Here is an 18,979-nt window from a genome sequence, read left to right as displayed (position 1 = left end):
CGTACGCGGAAAAGGAGGTGTTGGTGACTTCGGCTGCTTATCGGCCCGATAAGAAAGCGTGATTGGCGCCCGCGCGGATTCGTCAATATCTTCGACCCAGTGTTCTTGAGCACCGGCTTCTTCAGGTGCTTCCCACTCCCAGAAGGGTCTTCACATGACGCCCGTGGTGGTCGACGGAAATTCGCTCTCTTTGGCCGACGTGGTGTCGGTTGCCCGAGATTCGGCAAAGGAAGTGCTGTTTTCCGAAACCGCGCAGAAGGCCGTCGATGAATCGCGTGAACTGAAACTGCGTCTCATCGCCACCGGCCAGCCCATCTACGGTGTGACCACCGGCTTCGGTGACAGCGTCACCACGCAGATCGCGCCGGCCAAGGCCGCCCAGCTCCAGCGCAACATGATCCGCTACCACCTCAACGGCACGGGCCCACTGGCCCCCGACGAGGTCGTCCGGGCCACTCTGCTCATCCGGGCCAACTGCCTCGCCCGCGGCAACTCGGGCATCCAGCCAGCGGTGGTGGAGCGTCTCCTCGACCTCCTGCGCCACGACGTGCTGCCGCAGATCCCCGAACGGGGCTCCGTGGGAGCCAGCGGCGACCTGGTGCCCCTGTGCTACGTGGCCTCGGCCCTCATCGGCGAAGGACAGCTCACTTTCCGCGGCCGGACCCACGAGGCCGGCGAGGTGCTGGCGCAGCTCGGCCTGCAACCGGTGGCGCTCGAGGCGAAGGACGGCCTGGGTCTGATCAACGGCACCTCCTTCAGCGCGGCCTTCGCCGTGCTCGCCGCGCATGACGCCCATCAGCTCGCCGTGACGGCGGACATTTGCACGGCGCTGGCCTCCGAGGCCCTGCTGGGCAACCGCGGCCACTACGCCGCGTTCATCCACGAGCAGCGGCCGCACCGGGGCCAGCGGGACAGTGCGGCCCTGCTGACCGAGCTGCTCGACGGGTCCGGCCTGTCGCTGCCGCACAACCAGGTGGTCGACCTGAACGACCCGCTCGAGGGCCGGGGTCACGGCAAGCTTCGCCGCAGCATCCAGGACCGATACTCGCTGCGGTGCGCCCCGCACGTCAACGGTGTGCTGCGGGACACGCTGGAGTGGGTGGACCGCTGGCTGGAGACCGAGATCAACGCCTCCACCGACAACCCGCTCTTCGACGCCGGCACCGACGACGTGCACAGCGGTGGCAACTTCTACGCCGGGCACGTGGTGCAGGCGATGGACTCCCTGAAGGTCGCGGTGGCGAACATCGCGGACTTGCTCGACCGCCAGCTGGAGCTGCTGGTGGACGAAAAGTTCAACAACGGGCTCACCCCCAACCTCATTCCCCGCTTCGAGGACGACAACTGGGAGGGCGGCCTGCACCACGGCTTCAAGGGCATGCAGTTGGCGTGCTCGGCGATCACCGCCGAGGCGCTGAAGACCTCCAACCCGGCCAGCGTCTTCTCCCGGTCCACCGAGGCCCACAACCAGGACAAGGTGAGCATGGCCCCGATTGCGGCGCGCGACGCCCGCAACATCGTGGGACTCACCCGGGAGGTCACGGCGATACACCTGCTGGCCGCCTGCCAGGCCCTGGACCTGCGCGGCACCGACGAGATGAGCCCGCGTACCCGCGCGGTGCACGAACTGGTCCGCTCCGCGGTGCCCTTCGTGGACTCGGACCGGCGCATGGACCAGGACATCGCCGCGGTCGTCGAGCTGATCCGCACGGGCGCCGTCGCCGAGGCCGCGGGCGTCACCTCCGCGAACTGACCGACGCCACCACCCTGCCCCGGCGCGGTCGCCGGTCCTGTCGGCAGGCACTCGCCAGTTACCCGGCCCCTGCGGCCGCAGAGAACCCCACGGAGAAGACATGTTGCTCATGCGGGACGAGCGCGCCCGGAAGGAAGCGGAAGCGCGGTTCGAGCGCCACGCCTCCCTGGTCGCGGATGTCCACGCCGGCCGCGCCGATCTGCGCGCCGTGCACGGCGAGAAGCTGGTGCGCACCCTGGCCGCCGCGGCGCAGTCGGAGCTGTACGCCGACGTCCTGCCGCAGGACCTGCGGGACGCGCTGGCCGCCGGCACGGTGAACCCCGCCCGGGCGCTCGACGAGGTCCTCCCGTCCCTGCCGCTCCTGGAGAAGCCGCTGCTGAGCAAGCTGGGGCAGGGGGCCTTCACCCGGCAGCTCAACGAGTTCGTGCACTACTACGAGTCGTCGGGGACGACCGGCAACCCGATCGCCGCGCCCAAGGCCGTGGACGACCTGGTGGCCAACACGGTCAACATCGGCGAGATGTGGGGCCGGATCGTCAGCCCCGGCGACGCGGCGATGATCCTCATCAACGCTCCCTTCGCGCCGGCCGCCTACCAGTTCGAGAAGGTGCTGGAGTACCTGGGCGTGATGTCGCTGCGCCCCTGGGTCGACAACATCACCGGTGACTACAGCCGGGTGCTGCGCCTGGCCGAGGACCTGAAGGTGAACGTCTTCGTGGGGCCGCCCTCCCGGCTGCTGGAGCTGATCCAGTTCGCCCGGCGCCAGGGCGTGGCCGTGCCGCGGTTCAAGACGCTGCTCCTGATGGCCGAGCAGACCGGGCCGAGCTTCCTGCGCCATCTGGAGCGGCTCACCGGCGCGACGGCGTACGTGGCCGCGTACGGCTCGTCCGAGACCGGGACCACCGCCCTCAGCTGTGAGGAGGGCTCGCTGCACCTGCAGACCCAGAGCTATGTCCTGGAGCTGCTGGACGACTCGGGGACCCGGCTGATCGACGGCAGCCCGGACCGCGGCGAACTCGTCGTCACCACCCTCGACCTGGACGGCCGGCCGCTGCTGCGCTACCGCACCGGTGACCTGGTCGAGACCGACTCCGGCAGCTGCGCGTGCGGCCTGGCGCTGCCGGTGCTGCGCACCCAGGGCCGGTCGCAGGACGTCCTGCCGCTGTCCGACCGGGGGATCCGGCAGAACGACGTCGAGGCGAGGATGTGGGCGCCGACCGCTCCCGCGCCGATCGTCCTCAACTACATGCTGATCCTGCGCGGCGACGACGTGCTGTGCCTGACCACGACCGACGAGCCGCCGGCGCCGTCCTGGGCGGAGGAGATGGCGGCCACGCTGGCGGATCTCTTCCCCGGCAAGCGGCTGGCGGTGCGGGCGGTGGAGCAGCTTCCTCCGCTGGCGTCGCTGGGCCAGTACCTGGGCTGGAAGCTGTCCCGCGTGCTGGACCTGGACGAGGAGCGCAACTGGGGCCGGCTTCCTGCCCCGATCGCGGACATCGTCCAGAAGACCCTTGCCGAGCTGGCTAGTTCGTAGATTGTGGAACTAGCGAATCAAGCCTAGTATCAGGGTCCGTTGCCACTCCGGCAGCCAAGACGCCTGGAGAGAGCCATGACACACCGCGCAGGATTCTCGATCCCGATCCCGGGGTTACCGCTCAGAGACCACCGGACGCTTCTGGAACGGGCGCCCGACTGGGGCTACACGGACGTCTGGACCGCCGAGTCGGCGGGCCCGGACGCCTTCACCCCCCTCGCGCTCGCCGCCGCCTGGTCGCCGTCGCTGCGGCTCGGCACCTCGGTGATCCCGGCCCAGACCCGCGGCCCCGCCACCCTGGCGATGACCGCGGCGACCCTGGCCGAGGCGACGGACGCCGAGGTCGTCGTCGGGATCGGGGCCTCCGGGCCGCCGTTCGTCGAGGACATCAACGGCATTCCCTTCCGCGAGCCCTACCGGCACGTGCGGGACACCGCCCGGTTCCTGCGCACCGCGTTCCGCGGTGAGCTGGTCCAGGGGGACTTCGACACCTTCCGCATCAAGGGATTCCACCTGTCCCAGCTCCCGCCCAGGGCGCCGCGCGTGATGCTCGGCGCCCTCAGGCCGGGCATGCTGCGGCTCGCCGCCCGCGAGGCCGAGGGGGCGATCACCAACGTCCTCACCGTGGAGGACGTACCGCGGGTCGCCAAGGAGTTCCGCGCCGAGGGCGCGGACAAGGAGCTGATCGGGCGCTTCTTCGTGTGTCCGACCGCCGACCGGGAGCTCGGCCGCATGATCGGGCGGCGCGTGCTGACCCCGATGCTCATGGCCCGCACCTACTGGGCGTTCCACTCCTGGCTGGGACGGGCCGACCTGCTCGGGCCCATGCGCGAGGCCTGGCTCGCGGGCGACTGGCACCGGGCGCAGACACTGCTGCCTGACCGGCTGCTGGACGAACTGTTCGTGCACGGCAGCCCCGAGGAGTGCCGGGAGCACCTGGAGCGTTTCGTGGCCGCCGGCATCGACACCACGATCATCGCGCTCATCCCCCCACCCGAGTTCGGCGGGGGCCTGCCCGGCGCCACAGCCGCGCTGCACGCCCTCTCCCCGACCGGCTCCTGACCGCACCGTCCCCCACGGAGGAATCATGTCCGCCACCGCCACCGTCGGCGGCACCGGCCGGCCCGCGTCCTTCGACGCGCCCACCAAGGCCCTGCTCACCGTCGGCGCCTTCGCCGCCCTGCTCGTCGGGTCCGACACGCTCGTCGTGTCACCCCTGATCCCCAGCATCACCGCGGACACCCACACATCCGCCCACTCGGGCGGCCTGCTGGTGACCGCGTACGCCCTGGTGTACGCCGTGGTCGGACCCCTGTTCGGCCCGGTCTCCGACCGCTGGGGCCGCAAGCCCACCGCCCTGGCCGGTCTGGTGGTCTTCTCGGTCAGCACCGCGCTGACCGGCGTGGGTTCCAGCTTCGCCCTCACCCTGGCGTTCCGCGCCCTGGCCGGTCTCGGTGCCGCCATGCTGCTGCCGAGTGTCTTCGCGGCCGTCTCTGACCGGGTCCCGCCGGAGCGCCGCGGCTCCGCCATCGGCGTGATCACCGGCATGCTCATGGGTTCCTCGGTCATCGGTGTGCCGGTCGGCGCTCTGGTGGCCCAGGCGGCCTCCTGGCGCTGGTGCTTCTTCGGCATCGGCGCGCTGGGCGCCGTGGCCCTGGTATGGGCCGCCCTGCGGTTCCCCGGCGGTCGGCCGCCCCGTCAACTGCCCGGCGGGCCGGTGAAGGTGTACATCGGTCAGTTCAAGGCCGCCCTGTCGATGAAGCCGGTGCTGTTCGTGCTCGGCTCGACGATGTTCTGGAGCGCGGGCCTGCAGGGCATGTTCGCCAACGTCGGCGAGTTCTACAGCTCCACCTATTCCCTGACCACGGGACAGACCGGTCTGGCCATGCTGTTGGCCGGCCTCTGCAGCGTGTTCGGCAACCTCTACGGCGGCAAGACGGCCGACCGGTACGGACGCCGGCTGGTGATCGCCGTCGCCGGAGCCTCGGCCGCGCTCGCCGTCGTCATCTTCTCCCTGACCACCGGCTCCCTCGTGGCGGCCATCGTCGTGCAGGGTATCTGGGGGGCCGCGATCGGCTTCGGCCAGGCGTCCCTGACCACACTCGTCAGCGAGCTGAGCCCCCGTGCCCGCGGGACGGCCCTGTCACTGAACGCGTCCTCCCAGTACGTCGGCGTCATGGTGGGCACCGCGGCCGCAGCCGCACTGCTGTCGGCCGGCTCCAGCTTCCTGGTCATCGGTGCGCTGTGCGCGCTGTGCACGCTCATCGTCGTTCCTCTGGTCCTGATCTCCAGGACCCGCACCGCCGACGCAGCCGAGCCGGGGGCCGTCGGCACCCCCTCCACCGCTCCGCAACCGAGCCCAGAAGGAAAGGCCAGCTGAATGACTGCCATGACGGACGCCGAGAAGGCCCAGTTCGTCCTCGGGGTCTACTTCCGGACCCAGGCCGCGATCGAGAAGTACATGGGAGCGGAACGGCTCCCGGAGTGGACCGAGTACATGGCCGGAATCACGGCCGAATCGACCAGGAAGCGGCTCCCCGACCCCGCGGACCAGGCACGCAGCCTCCTCGACGGCCTGGCGAGCATGCTCGACGTCTACGGTTCCGACTACACCACCACGGAAGCCGACGGGACCAAGCACCTTCAGGTCCGGCGCTGCGGCATCTACGACTACCGGGAGCGGGTCCAGAAGCAAGGCGTCGAACTGACCCTGAAGCGGCCCTGTGAGTTCTGCGTCGACTTCCGCTACCGCACCGCCGAGCAGCTGGGGGCCACGCTGTCCCACGAACTCGCCGACCGCGGCTGCAGCTGGACGTGCAGGACCGAGGACGGCCCCGCCGGCGACTGAACAGGCCCGGCGGCGTTACCGGCACCACGGATCGTGCCGCACCCGTGTCGTCGCCGCACGACGCGTAACCGAACCAGAGATCTCCAAGGAGCAAGCATGTGTGGAATCGCCGGGTGGGCCGACTGGGAACGTGACCTCACCCAGGAGAAGGACACGGTGGAGGCCATGACCCGGACCATGGTGTGCCGTGGACCCGACGCCGCCGGCACCTGGCTCTCGCCGCGGGCCGGCATCGGGCATCGCCGCCTCTCGGTGATCGACCTGGAGGGCGGCGCCCAGCCGATGACGGCCCGGGCGGGGGAACACACCGTGGTCCTCAGCTACAGCGGCGAGGTGTACAACTTCCGCGAGCTGCGCGACCAGCTCTCGGCGCGGGGCCATGCCTTCCGCACCGGCTCGGACACCGAGGTGGTGCTGAACGCCTATCTGGAATGGGGCCCCGACCTGGCCCGGCGCCTCAACGGCATGTTCGCCTTCGCGGTGTGGGACGAGCGCTCGCAGGAACTGGTTCTCGTCCGCGACCGCCTCGGCGTCAAGCCGCTGTACTACGCCGTCCGCGGCTCCGCCGTGCTCTTCGGCTCCGAGCCCAAGGCGATCCTCGCGAACCCGCTGTTCGCTCCGCGCATCGACCTCGACGGGCTGGCCGACCTGTTCGTGATGGCCGCCAAGCGGCCGGGCGACGCCGTCTACCGCGACCTGCGCGAGGTCGCACCCGGAACCGTCGTCCGCTGCGGCCGCGACGGCGCCCGCGTCGAGACCTACTGGCAGTTGGAGGCGCGGCCGCACGAGGACGACCTGGACACCACGGTCGCCACCGTACGGGACTTGCTCTCCGACATCGTCGATCGCCAGCTGGTGACCGACGTTCCCCTGTGCAGCCTCCTCTCCGGCGGTCTGGACTCCAGCGTGGTGACGGCGCTCGCGGCGCGGCACCTCACGGCCCAGGGGCGTGGAACGGTCTCCACCTTCTCCGTGGACTTCGTCCACCACGAGCAGGGCTTCACCGCCGACGCGCTGCACTCCAGCCCCGATGCGCCGTTCGCGAAAGCCGCCGCACAGCACATCGGCAGCTCGCACCAGGAGATCGTGCTGGACGCCGGGGAGCTGTACGGCTGCCAGGATGAGGCGATCACGGCCCGCGACCTGCCGGGCATCGGCGACCTGGACGCCTCGCTGCTCATGCTCTTCCGGGAGGTGCGCAAGCACTCCACCGTGGCGCTGTCCGGCGAGGCGGCCGACGAGGTGTTCGGCGGCTACCCGTGGTACGCGGCCGAAGCCGCCCGGCCCACCGCATCGTTTCCGTGGGCCGCCGGGGCGGGCGACCGCAACGCCGTACTGGCTCCGGACCTGCGCGGCAAGCTGGACCTCAACGCCTACGCGGCCGACCGTTACGCGGAAGCGGTCCGGCAGGCGCCCACGCTCCCGGGCGAAGAGGGCGTCCAGAGGCGTATGCGCGAGGTGTTCTACCTGAACCTCACCCGGTTCCTGCCGTTCCTGCTGGACCGCAAGGACCGCATGAGCATGGCGGTGGGCCTGGAGGTACGCGTGCCCTTCTGCGACCACCGCCTCGTCGAGTACGCCTGGAACATTCCCTGGTCCCTGCACACGGCCGACGGTGTCCAGAAGAGCGTCCTGCGCCGGGCTGCCCGGGGACTGGTGCCCGACGCCATCGTCGACCGGCCCAAGAGCGCCTTCCCGTCGGGTGTCGGCTCCGCCTATCTGGCGGCGACCCGGGAGCGGGCCCGCGCGCTGCTGGCCGACCGGTCCTCGCCGGTTCTCGCGCTGGTCGACACAGATGCCGTCGCGGGCATGGTGCGCGCTACCGAGAGCGGCTCGGGTTCCTTCAGCCCGCCGCCGATGCTGCCCCGCATCCTCCAGCTCGACGCGTGGCTGCGGCGCTACCGGGTCGATGTCGTCTTCTGACGGCGCGGCCCTCCCGGCGAGGCGCGCCGGCCACGCGGGTACCACCCGACTGTTCGGAAAGGAACGGCACATGGCCGGAAATCGACAGCTGACGGCGTCTGCCCGGGGCACCTTCCACCGGACCCGGCCACCGCTGCCCGTGGTGCCGCGGTGGGCAGCCGGCCGCGCCCCGGTCGCGGGGAGCGCGCGGTGATCCTGCGGACCGCGGCCGTGGTCGGGACCGGCCTGATCGGCACGTCGGTGGCGCTCGCCCTCACCCGGGCCGGTGTCCACGTGCACCTGGTGGACACCGACGCCGTGGCGGTCCGGACGGCCGCCTCCCTGGGGGCCGGGACGTCGGCGGCGCCCGGGGAGCCGGTCGACCTGGCCGTGCTGGCCGTGCCGCCGGGCCTGGTGGGCCCGGTCCTGGCCGAGCGGCAACGGCAGCGGCTGGCGCACAGCTACACCGACGTCGCCGGCGTCAAGCGGGCCACCGAACGGGATTTCGCGAAGCTCGGCGTGGACACCTCCACCTTCATAGGGGGCCACCCGCTGGCGGGCCGGGAGTGCTCCGGGCCGCTCGGCGCGCGGGCCGACCTGTTTCAGGACCGGACGTGGGTGCTCACCCCCTCGCCGCATACCGGGGGCGAGACGCTCAACCGGACCCTGAGCATGGTCTCCACGTGCGGGGCGGTGCCCATGGTGATGGACAGCGGGCTCCATGACCAGGTCGTCGCGCTGACGTCCCATGTGCCGCATGTGCTGGCCGCCCTGATGGCGGCGCGGCTGGTGGCCGCCCCCGACGTGGCCGTACGGCTTGCCGGTACGGGGCTACGGGACGTGACCCGGATCGCGGCCGGGGACCCCGGCCTTTGGGCGGACATCCTCCACCAGAACGCGGCGGACGTGGCGGACGTCCTGGACCTGGTCAGGGCCGACCTCTCACAGGTCATAGGAATCCTCCGCGACCTGAGTCCGGACCGGGAGGGCGCGCTCGCCGGGGACAGGGCGGTGCTGACCGACCTGCTCGCCCGGGGTGTCGCCGGACGGGCCCGGGTGACGGACACACAGGCCGGCGCCGGGCCCGGTACGGTCACCGTGTGCGTGGCCTTCCCCGACGAGTCCGGAGCCCTGGCCGACATACTGGCCGTGGCCGAGCAGTTGACCGGCGACACGACTCGGGCGGCGGTGGACTACGGCGCCGACGAGACGGGGGGCCGCGCCGTTTTCGCCGTGCCGCCCCACCAGGCCCTGGACCTGGCGCGCCGGATGAAGGACGAGGGATGGGCGGTCCGCGTCGAAACGCGGCGGAGCCGGCCGCTCGGCCCGGTGCGCGGCGCGTCGCCCGACGACGAGCCGACGGTCCGTGAGCCGGCCCTCAACGGCGGCCGCACGGTGTGACGGGCCGGCCGCCCGCCGGAGGGCCCTGGGCGCTTTTCGTTCCGGACGGCGGCCGCCACATCCGACCGTACCTCCGCCCACCGGCGGCAGGTACAGTAGAAGTTCAACGATCACCAAACAAGCGAACCACGGAGTCCCTGTTGCGCTCTCTCAGCGAGCCCGCCCGCGAGGACATCCAGCTCGCCGCCGTCTTCCACGCGCTCAGCGACCCGGCGAGGCTGCACATCGTCCGGGACCTGGCCAACGGCCAGGAACGCAACTGCAGCAAGCTCAACACGCAACTGGCGAAGTCGACGCTCTCCCACCACTTCAAGGTGCTCAGGGAAGCGGGGATCACCCACACCAGGGTCGACGGCACCTGGAGATTCATCTCACTGCGGCTGGACGACCTCGAGGCCCGCTTCCCCGGACTGTTCGACGTCGTGTTCCGCTGCCTGGCCGACCCGGCCCCCGCCACGCCGACCACCGGCGGGTAGGAGCCGTCCGGGGCGCTTCCGAGACGTCCGTGCTCCCGATGCGGCGGCTCCTCAGGCCGCGGAGCGCGGCGTGAGTTACAGCACGTCCCCGATCACCGCCTCCATCACCCGGAACTCGACGGGCAGGTCGTGCAGCGCGTCCGACAGGGCCCGCAGCAGGGAACAGACCAGCGCCTCACCGAGGTGGGCGGCGACCCGCAACGTCACGGGAAGCGACCGGTCCGGGTCGGCGAGCGAAGCCGGTAAGAGAGGGCGCAGCCCCCATACGGCCTCGGCGCCGGCGAAGAGCAGGCTCACTCCCAGACCAGACCTGTTCGCCGCGGCCACTCCCTCGAGTCCGACGCCTTCGTAGGTGACCCTCCACGGCCTGTCCACGGCTTCCAGCAGCTCCTCGGTCATCCGGCGCAGCCGGTAGGGCTCACTCACCGTCGCGATGGGCAGGGATTCCTCGGCGAGCAGAGCAGGCTGCCCGAACCAGGCACAGGCCAGGTGCCCGACGCAGCGGTCTCGCGTGCTGTCCGGCGCGTTCAGCAGGAGCGCCGCGTCGAGCGTGCCCGTGGCGACCTGCTCGGCGAGCCAGTCGGTGTCACCGGTGCGCACGGTGAGCGTCGACTGCGGACGCTGCTCGGAAATCCGGGACAGCAGGCCCGGCAGGGCCCAGGACAGGGTGTCGCACACGCCGATGGCGACACGATGCCCCGACCGGCCACCGGCCAGTCGGATGACGAGTTCGTCGTTCAGACGGACCATCCGGCGGGCGTACTGGAGCAGTTCCTCTCCACCGCTGCTCAGTCGCATGGAGCGGCCCGTCTCCTGGAAGACCGATCCCCCGATGAGCCCCTCGAGTCTTCGCACGTGCTGGCTCACGGCGGGCTGCGACATGTTCAGGGTGTCTGCTGCGCGGCGGAAGCCGCCGGTTTCCACGATGGTCACCAGAGTGCGTAGCAGTCTGATGTCGAGATCGCGACGCAAGGGTGTCTCCAAGGGGAGGGGTTGGCGCGGCCAGGCATGACTGAGGAGCCGGTCTCCGCCTTCGGGCGGGCCGGAGTGCCGGCTGTGGGCGACGCTGCCTGTGGGGTGAGATGACGGTCGGTCAGGTCGTCAACTGGCGATGCCATCTATGGAGGGTTGCTGGAACATCAGTTGACGCATTCACGGAGACGTTAAGTGGACCCCTGAAGTTCTGTCAACGGGGGTAATAATCAAGCGCCTTGACCCGCCAACACCAGTGTGGGAGGCTCGGATGGCAGGAGTCTTGTGCACAGGAGGTATCGCATTTGGACGGCAGCAGCGCACCGCCGCCTCCGCAGACCCTGGCCGACAAGTTGGGTCACCTGTTCCAGACGGTGGTCCCTGCCGGGCGTGGCCCCTACAGCGTCGAAGAGGTCGCCAAGACGATTACCGACAGCGGCGTGCCGATCTCGGGCAGCTACATTTGGCTGCTGCGCAAGGGGCAGCGCGACAATCCGACACTGCGGCATCTCACGGCGCTGGCCCGGTTCTTCGGGGTGCCGCCGGCCTACTTCTTCGACGATTCGGTGACCTCGGACGTCAATGCCGAACTGGCTTTGCTCACGGCGCTGCGGGACACCGGGGTCAAGGAGGTGGCTCTGAGGGCCGCCGGAGTCTCGCCCAGGAGTCTCGCCTCGATCCGGGAGGTCATTGACCGTGTGCGGGAGTTGGAAGGCCTGCCGAACGGTGATCCGGACCTCGGATAGCCTGTAGCCGGCACCTACGCCGATCAAACGGCTGGTCAATCGGTCCGCTGTGGCCAGCTCGCTAGGGGGAGTGAGTGAAGCTGAGAAGGACGTACGGGCGCTGCAAAGCTCTGGTTGAGGCCCTCGATGTTCCGGCCTCTTTCGATGTTCGCGCCCTGTGTCGGCGTGTGGCGGAGCAACGGGGTCGACTCATTCACCTGGAGGCTGTCCCGCTGGCGCCGGAAGGGCCTTACGGCCTGTGGCTGTCCACAGCGAAGACGGACTACATATTCTTCGAGGAACGAACCAGCCCTTTCCATCAGGAACACATCATCGCCCATGAACTGGGCCACATGCTGTGCCGCCACGGGCGCGCGGCCGATCCGTGGGACGCCGACTCCCTGCACACGCTGCTGCCCGCGCTCGAACCGGGTGTTGTGGGGCAGGTCCTGCACCGCAGGCACTACGCGAACGCCGAGGAACAGGAGGCGGAGATATTCGCATCCCTCCTGCTCCAGCGGCTCAGCCACCCGGTGTCCGAGCCGGTCCACAACGCACCGCCGGAAGCCGCCGAGGTGCTGGGCAGACTCGACCGGTCGCTGTGCCGTCGGCCGGTCGATCTCACCTCCTGACGATGTCCCTGCACCCGCTGTGCGCGGCAGCCGCCTGGGCTGCGTTCTTCTTCAAGATCAGGACGCTGTCGCGAGCGCCGGACGAGGTGGCCCTGCGCGCGCTGTGCTTCGTCCTCGGAGCCTCGGCCCTCAGCTTCACGGTGTCGCTTCCGGCGATATGGGGCGAGCTCAATCGCTGGTCCGGGATACCGGGGCTGGCGCCGCTGGCGCTGCAGACCTGCGTGATGTCCTTCGCGCTGGGGCAGCAGGTCCTGCTCGCGTACTGGATGGAGCCGCCGTCAGGGGCCCGGAAACGGTTGGCCAGACGCTTCGTACACGTCGCCATCGCCGCCGTCGGGATGTTCGGTCTGTTCCTGCTCAGCGTGGTCGGCAGTCATCTGTCGACCGCCGCCCTGGAGGCCGGGCGGCCGTATCGACTGGCGTGCTCGCTGGTCTACAACGCGGTCTACGCCGTTGTGGAAATAGAAGTGGCCGTCCTCTGTCTGCGTTATGCGAGGGCGTCGCATCACTGGTTGCGCAGGGGCCTCGTGGTAGCGGCCACAGGCGCCGTACTGACCCTTTCGTACACCGGGATCGGTATTGTCGACGCTTGTGTCGAGTACCGCCATCTGTCACCGGTGCCCTGGGAGGACCTGGTGTGGACCGTGGGAGATGCCGGTGCACTGTGCAAAATCATCGGGTGGACCCTACCGGAATGGGGACCCCGGATAGGGCGTGTCTCTGGCAGCCTGAGGAAGTATCAGCAGTATCGCGCGCTCTACCCGTTGTGGCGTGCAGTGCACCGGGCCGTGCCGGAGGTGGCGCTGCAACCCGACAACAGCCTTATGGGCAGGGTCCTGGTGCTTTGGAGTGTGGAATTCAAGCTCTATCGGCGTGTCATCGAAATCCGGGACGGGATTCTGGCCGTGCGGCACCGCGTAGCCCCCGGCGTGGCTCGCAGAGCGCTGGAACAGGGATGCGCGGCCGGGCTGAGCGGCAATGATCTGCTGGCAGCGGTGCAGGCAGCCCAGCTGGCGTCCGCCCTGGAGAGCTATGAGACCGGAGGTCGAGGCCAAGGCGACGTGATGATCGACGGACCGCCAAGGATGAGTTTCCAGGAGGAGCTGACCTGGATAGTGAAGTTGTCGGAGGTGTTCAACCGCTGCCTGGTTGTCCATGAGGCCCCAGGTAATGATTCCGCCGTCGGTCAGGTGCCGGGAACCGGCTCTGAAACGCGGACGACGACTGGCGGACGCTGATCAAGCCATGGAACGCCGTTGACCGCCCGTCCCGGTGAGACGGGCCTGCGGCTCCCTCAGCGCCTCTTCAGCACCCTGCTCCGGTGGATCTCGGCCTGGACTGGTCTACGTCTGGTTTCCGCACGTCGTGACCTGTTCCAGATGACGGATCACGTGAAGTGCCTGTCACTCCCCAAGCTCCGCGCCTGGCCAGAACTCCCAGGAAAGTCCCAGAGGCGCCCATGAGTTCCCTCCTGCCTCGCATTTGTGCAAGTCAGGAGGGTTTCACGCTACTTTTTCCTAGAAGCTTCAGATGTCCCGGAAGATCTCGATCTGCGCCCCGATCGAGTTCAGGCGCTCGGCCAGGTCCTCGTAGCCGCGGTTGATGACGTACACGTTGCGCAGGACCGACGTGCCCTCCGCCGCCATCATCGCCAGCAGGACTACCACCGCGGGGCGCAGGGCCGGGGGGCACATCATCTCGGCGGCGCGCCAGCGGGTGGGGCCCTCGACCAGGACGCGGTGCGGGTCGAGCAACTGCAGGCGTCCGCCCAGGCGGTTGAGGTCCGTCAGGTAGATGGCTCGGTTGTCGTAGACCCAGTCGTGGATCAGCGTCTTGCCCTGCGCGACGGCCGCGATGGCCGCGAAGAAGGGGACGTTGTCGATGTTCAGGCCGGGGAACGGCATCGGGTGGATCTTGTCGATCGGCGCCTCCAGCTTGGAGGGCCGGACGGTGAGGTCCGCCAGCCGGGTGCGGCCGTTGTCGGCGACGTACTCCGGGCTGCGGTCGTGGTCGAGGCCCATCTCCTCCAGGACCGCCAGCTCGATCTCCAGGAACTCGATCGGCACCCGGCGCACCGTCAGCTCCGACTCGGTGACGACCGCGGCGGCCAGCAGGCTCATCGCCTCCACCGGGTCCTCGGAGGGGGAGTAGTCCACGTCGACGTCTATGGCCGGCACGCCGTGCACGGTGAGCGTGGTGGTGCCGATGCCCTCGACGCGGACGCCGAGCGCCTCCAGGAAGAAACAGAGGTCCTGGACCATGTAGTTGGAGGACGCGTTGCGGATGACCGTGGCCCCGTCGTGGCGGGCGGCCGCGAGCAGGGCGTTCTCGGTCACGGTGTCGCCGCGCTCGGTCAGCACGATCGGCCGGTCCGGGCGGACGGAGCGGTCCACCACGGCGTGGTACTGGCCCTCGGTGGCCGCCACGTCCAGACCGAACCGGCGCAGCGCGATCATGTGCGGCTCGATGGTCCGCGTCCCCAGGTCGCAACCGCCCGCGTACGGCAGCATGAAGCGGTCCATGCGGTGCAGCAGCGGCCCGAGGAACATGATGATGGACCGCGTGCGGACGGCGGCCTCGGCGTCGATGGCGGCCATGTCGAGCTCGGCCGGCGGCACGATCTCCAGATCGGTGCCGTCGTTGATCCAGCGGGCGCGGACGCCGATCGAGCCCAGCACCTCCAGGAGGCGGTACACCTCCTCGATCCGGGCCACCCGGCGCAGCACCGTGCGCCCCCTGTTCAGCAGGGAGGCGCACAGCAGTGCCACGCACGCGTTCTTGCTCGTCTTCACGTCGATGGCGCCGGACAGCCGTCGGCCGCCGACCACGCGCAGATGCATCGGGCCCGCGTAGCCCAGCGACACGATCTCGCTGTCGAGAGCCTCACCTATCCGGGCGATCATCTCAAGGCTGATGTTCTGATTGCCGCGCTCGATGCGGTTGACGGCGCTCTGGCTGGTGCCCAGTGCCTCGGCGAGCTGCGCCTGTGTCCAGCCCCGGTGTTGCCGGGCGTCACGGATGAGCTTGCCGATACGTACGAGGTAGTCGTCTGCCATGAGGCTGAGGTTATCTCAGATATGAGATGGCACCTCTTGTGGGGGGCCAGACGGGTGAGGAGGCGCGGTGAGGCGCCGTCAGTGACGCTTTCCGGAATGGGTGCTACGCCATCCGAAAGGTCCCGGCAAATCCATCGATGTCGTACGACGTCCGGTGCTGCTGTGCGTGTGCCTCGGCCCGTTCTTCCCGCCGGTCGTGATGGACCAGGACCGCTTGTTGATGTTCAGCCGCACCCCCGGAAGGATCCGGAAGCTCTTGCGGAACGTGAGCCCCATGGGTGTCTCCGTTCTGAAGTCGTGCACAGCGGGCGATTTCAAGTGGTGCCGGGTTGCCCCGGCTCACCTCGCATACCCCCGTCCGGCCTGCTCATGGCGCAACTTCCGTGCGACATACGCGAGAACGCCCGGCCCGGCGGTCCGGCGCCGGTCCGCCGAGGGGAGGGGGTGGTGCGGATGTGGGCCTGCTCACGCGCGGCGGCGCGGGTCCGCGCGAGGCCGGGCATGACCATCCGGCGCCCATGTACTAGAGTTATCTCGACATCGAGATATCTGCCAAGGCGCACCGCAGCCGCCACCTTGGTAAGGCTTACCTAACTAAGGCCTACCTTAGCGGATTGGCCGAGATGCCGTGGCGGCAGGATCGTGGTGGTACGCGCACATCAATGAAGGAGACTGTCGTGTCGGCGAACAGCTTCGACGCCCGCAGCACGCTGCAGGTGGGCGACGAGTCGTACGAGATCTTCCGGCTTGACAAGGTCGAGGGCTCGGCCCGACTGCCTTACAGCCTGAAGGTCCTGCTGGAGAACCTGCTGCGCACCGAGGACGGCGCGAACATCACCGCCGACCACATCCGTGCCCTCGGCAACTGGGACTCCCAGGCCCAGCCGTCGCAGGAGATCCAGTTCACGCCGGCCCGCGTGATCATGCAGGACTTCACCGGCGTCCCGTGTGTCGTGGACCTCGCGACCATGCGTGAGGCCGTCAAGGAGCTGGGCGGCGACCCCGCCAAGATCAACCCGCTGGCCCCCGCCGAGCTGGTCATCGACCACTCCGTCATCGCCGACAAGTTCGGCACCCACGAAGCCTTCAAGCAGAACGTCGAGCTGGAGTACGGCCGCAACAAGGAGCGCTACCAGTTCCTGCGCTGGGGCCAGACCGCCTTCGACGAGTTCAAGGTCGTCCCGCCGGGCACCGGCATCGTCCACCAGGTGAACATCGAGCACCTGGCCCGTGTCGTCATGGTCCGCGACGGCAAGGCCTACCCCGACACCCTGGTCGGCACCGACTCGCACACCACCATGGTCAACGGCCTCGGCGTCCTCGGCTGGGGCGTCGGCGGCATCGAGGCCGAGGCCGCCATGCTCGGCCAGCCGGTCTCCATGCTGATCCCGCGCGTCGTCGGCTTCAAGCTCACCGGCGAGCTGCCCGCCGGCACCACCGCCACCGACCTGGTGCTGACCATCACCGAGATGCTGCGCAAGCACGGTGTCGTCGGCAAGTTCGTCGAGTTCTACGGCGAGGGCGTCGCCGCGACGAGCCTCGCCAACCGCGCCACCATCGGCAACATGTCGCCGGAGTTCGGCTCCACCGCCGCGATCTTCCCGATCGACGACGAGACCCTCAACTACCTGCGCCTGACCGGCCGCTCCGACCAGCAGGTCGCCCTGGTCGAGGCGTACGCCAAGCAGCAGGGCCTCTGGCTGGACCCGCACGCCGAGCCGGACTTCTCCGAGAAGCTCGAGCTGGACCTGTCCACGGTCGTGCCGTCCATCGCCGGCCCCAAGCGCCCGCAGGACCGCATCGTCCTGTCCCGGGCCGCCGAGCAGTTCACCAGCGACGTGCTCAACTACGTCCAGGACGGCGAGCGCGCCGCGGAGGGCGTGGAGTCCCCGGTCGACGAGGCGTCCGCCGAGTCCTTCCCGGCCAGCGACGCCCCGGCCTACGGCCACACGGAGAACGGCGCGGGCGCCCCGCGGCACTCCGCCGTCGTCCCCGGCCCCGGCCCGTCCAACCCGGTGACCGTCGCCGCCCCCGACGGCTCGGAGTACGACCTGGACCACGGCGCCGTCACCGTCGCCGCCATCACCTCCTGCACCAACACCTCGAACCCGTACGTCATGGTCGGTGCCGCCCTGGTCGCCAAGAAGGCCGTGGAGAAGGGCCTGACCCGCAAGCCGTGGGTCAAGACCACCCTGGCCCCGGGCTCCAAGGTCGTCATGGACTACTACGACCGGGCCGGCCTCACCCCGTACCTCGACAAGCTGGGCTTCAACCTGGTCGGCTACGGCTGCACCACCTGCATCGGCAACTCCGGCCCGCTGCCGGAGGAGGTCTCCAAGGCGGTCAACGACAACGACCTCGCCGTCGTCTCGGTGCTCTCCGGCAACCGCAACTTCGAGGGCCGGATCAACCCCGACGTCAAGATGAACTACCTGGCGTCCCCGCCGCTGGTCGTCGCCTACGCCATCGCCGGTTCCATGAGGGTGGACATCACCAAGGACCCGATCGGCACCGACGCCGAGGGCAAGCCGGTCTACCTTCAGGACATCTGGCCGTCCGAGCAGGAGGTCAACGAGGTCGTCGCCTCCGCGATCGGCCAGGACATGTTCGCCACGTCCTACCAGGACGTCTTCGCGGGCGACGCGCAGTGGCAGTCGCTGCCGATCCCGACCGGCAACACCTTCGAGTGGGACGCGGAGTCGACGTACGTCCGCAAGCCCCCGTACTTCGAGGGCATGACGATGGACCCGGCCCCGGTCGAGGACATCGCCGGCGCCCGGGTGCTCGCCAAGCTGGGCGACTCGGTCACCACCGACCACATCTCCCCGGCCGGCGCCATCAAGGCCGACACCCCGGCGGGCCAGTACCTCACGGAGCACGGCGTGGAGCGCCGCGACTTCAACAGCTACGGCTCGCGCCGCGGCAACCACGAGGTCATGATCCGCGGAACGTTCGCCAACATCCGCCTGCGCAACCAGATCGCGCCGGGCACCGAGGGCGGCTACACGCGTGACTTCACGCGGGAGGACGGCCCGGTCTCCTTCATCTACGACGCCTCGCGCAACTACATCGAGCAGGGCATCCCGCTGGTCGTCCTGGCCGGCAAGGAGTACGGTTCCGGCTCGTCCCGCGACTGGGCGGCCAAGGGCACCGCGCTGCTCGGCGTGAAGGCCGTCGTCGCCGAGTCCTACGAGCGCATCCACCGCTCGAACCTCATCGGCATGGGCGTCCTGCCGCTGCAGTACCCGGAGGGGCAGACCGCCGAGTCCCTCGGCCTGACCGGCGAGGAGACCTTCTCCGTCTCGGGCGTCACCGAGCTCAACGAGGGCACCACCCCGGGCACGGTGAAGGTCACCACCGACACCGGTGTCGAGTTCGACGCGGTCGTCCGCATCGACACCCCCGGTGAGGCGGACTACTACCGCAACGGCGGCATCATGCAGTACGTGCTGCGCAGCCTGATCCGCAAGTAAGGGATCACGCCACGCGGTCGGGCCGCGTCCCCGGGCACCGGGGGCGCGGCCCTTCGCGTTTGAGCGGCAACCCGGGTGAATCAATCCCGATCGACCCCACGAGAAACAGCAGAATATTTCGCACCATTTCTTGTCGCCCTGGCCCCTCGTACGGGCTGGCTGAAATATTCCGCACTTGCTTGAGGGTTGTCATGCCCGGTACTACAC

At 69.4% G+C, this 18,979-nt stretch carries 15 protein-coding genes; 12 read left to right on the top strand and 3 right to left on the bottom strand.

Annotation, left to right across the window (positions count from 1 at the left end; translation table 11 throughout):
* The first annotated feature begins 154 nt into the window (after positions 1–154).
* The 8 genes from hutH to ACF1A5_RS23590 all read left to right on the top strand — a co-directional run bounded on the left by hutH (position 155) and on the right by ACF1A5_RS23590 (position 9,914).
* Positions 155–1,753 carry a histidine ammonia-lyase gene (hutH, locus tag ACF1A5_RS23625; RefSeq protein ID WP_392194843.1) on the top strand — a complete coding sequence of 533 codons (1,599 nt, stop codon included), beginning with the start codon at positions 155–157 and terminating at the stop codon, positions 1,751–1,753.
* Positions 1,754–1,853: 100 nt separating this feature from the next.
* Complete coding sequence (locus ACF1A5_RS23620; RefSeq protein ID WP_392194842.1) at positions 1,854–3,287, top strand: phenylacetate--CoA ligase family protein; 1,434 nt, start codon at positions 1,854–1,856, stop codon at positions 3,285–3,287.
* 75 nt (positions 3,288–3,362) lie between these two features.
* Complete coding sequence (locus ACF1A5_RS23615; RefSeq protein WP_392194841.1) at positions 3,363–4,349, top strand: LLM class F420-dependent oxidoreductase; 987 nt, start codon at positions 3,363–3,365, stop codon at positions 4,347–4,349.
* Between the two features lie 25 nt (positions 4,350–4,374).
* Positions 4,375–5,667 (top strand): MFS transporter, encoded by a 1,293-nt coding sequence (locus ACF1A5_RS23610; protein ID WP_392194840.1) that lies wholly within the window; start codon positions 4,375–4,377, stop codon positions 5,665–5,667.
* Positions 5,668–6,135, top strand: a complete 468-nt coding sequence (locus ACF1A5_RS23605; protein WP_392194839.1) for a hypothetical protein — start codon at positions 5,668–5,670, stop codon at positions 6,133–6,135. It begins immediately after the preceding gene.
* 96 nt (positions 6,136–6,231) lie between these two features.
* Entirely contained in the window at positions 6,232–8,058 is a 1,827-nt protein-coding gene (gene asnB / locus ACF1A5_RS23600) for an asparagine synthase (glutamine-hydrolyzing) (protein WP_392194838.1), read from the top strand.
* A 189-nt stretch (positions 8,059–8,247) separates the two neighbouring features.
* A complete protein-coding gene (locus tag ACF1A5_RS23595) occupies positions 8,248–9,438 on the top strand; it encodes a prephenate dehydrogenase (RefSeq protein WP_392194837.1) in 1,191 nt (396 codons plus the stop codon).
* A gap of 140 nt (positions 9,439–9,578) precedes the next feature.
* Positions 9,579–9,914 carry an ArsR/SmtB family transcription factor gene (locus ACF1A5_RS23590; RefSeq protein ID WP_392194836.1) on the top strand — a complete coding sequence of 112 codons (336 nt, stop codon included), beginning with the start codon at positions 9,579–9,581 and terminating at the stop codon, positions 9,912–9,914.
* Between the two features lie 75 nt (positions 9,915–9,989).
* Here the strand turns inward: ACF1A5_RS23590 and ACF1A5_RS23585 are convergent, their stop codons facing one another.
* On the bottom strand, positions 9,990–10,886 hold the full coding sequence (locus tag ACF1A5_RS23585) for a LysR family transcriptional regulator (RefSeq protein ID WP_392194835.1): 897 nt from the start codon (positions 10,884–10,886) through the stop codon (positions 9,990–9,992).
* 305 nt (positions 10,887–11,191) lie between these two features.
* Here ACF1A5_RS23585 and ACF1A5_RS23580 point away from each other — a divergent pair, with 305 nt between their 5' ends.
* The 3 genes from ACF1A5_RS23580 (at position 11,192) to ACF1A5_RS23570 (ending at position 13,481) form a co-directional block, all read left to right on the top strand.
* Positions 11,192–11,632, top strand: coding sequence for a helix-turn-helix domain-containing protein (locus ACF1A5_RS23580; RefSeq protein WP_392194834.1), 441 nt, complete (start codon positions 11,192–11,194; stop codon positions 11,630–11,632).
* Between the two features lie 74 nt (positions 11,633–11,706).
* Positions 11,707–12,243 carry an ImmA/IrrE family metallo-endopeptidase gene (locus tag ACF1A5_RS23575; protein ID WP_392194833.1) on the top strand — a complete coding sequence of 179 codons (537 nt, stop codon included), beginning with the start codon at positions 11,707–11,709 and terminating at the stop codon, positions 12,241–12,243.
* A 2-nt stretch (positions 12,244–12,245) separates the two neighbouring features.
* The gene (locus ACF1A5_RS23570) at positions 12,246–13,481 is read left to right on the top strand and encodes an MAB_1171c family putative transporter (protein ID WP_392194832.1); all 1,236 of its coding nucleotides are present in this window, start codon (positions 12,246–12,248) and stop codon (positions 13,479–13,481) included.
* A gap of 288 nt (positions 13,482–13,769) precedes the next feature.
* On the opposite strand, the gene ACF1A5_RS23565 is transcribed toward ACF1A5_RS23570, so the two are convergent.
* Positions 13,770–15,299 (bottom strand): helix-turn-helix domain-containing protein, encoded by a 1,530-nt coding sequence (locus ACF1A5_RS23565; RefSeq protein WP_392194831.1) that lies wholly within the window; start codon positions 15,297–15,299, stop codon positions 13,770–13,772.
* 78 nt (positions 15,300–15,377) lie between these two features.
* A complete protein-coding gene (locus ACF1A5_RS23560) occupies positions 15,378–15,575 on the bottom strand; it encodes a DUF4236 domain-containing protein (RefSeq protein ID WP_392194830.1) in 198 nt (65 codons plus the stop codon).
* A gap of 401 nt (positions 15,576–15,976) precedes the next feature.
* Between ACF1A5_RS23560 and ACF1A5_RS23555 the strand changes: the two genes are divergently transcribed.
* Positions 15,977–18,772 (top strand): aconitate hydratase, encoded by a 2,796-nt coding sequence (locus ACF1A5_RS23555; protein WP_392194829.1) that lies wholly within the window; start codon positions 15,977–15,979, stop codon positions 18,770–18,772.
* The last annotated feature ends 207 nt before the right edge of the window (positions 18,773–18,979 follow it).

The organism is Streptomyces sp. NPDC014864, from assembly GCF_043081525.1.
In the GTDB taxonomy this organism is placed as follows: domain Bacteria; phylum Actinomycetota; class Actinomycetes; order Streptomycetales; family Streptomycetaceae; genus Streptomyces.
The sequence above is the reverse complement of the archived record's forward strand: the minus strand, read 5'-3'. Positions and strand labels throughout refer to the sequence as shown.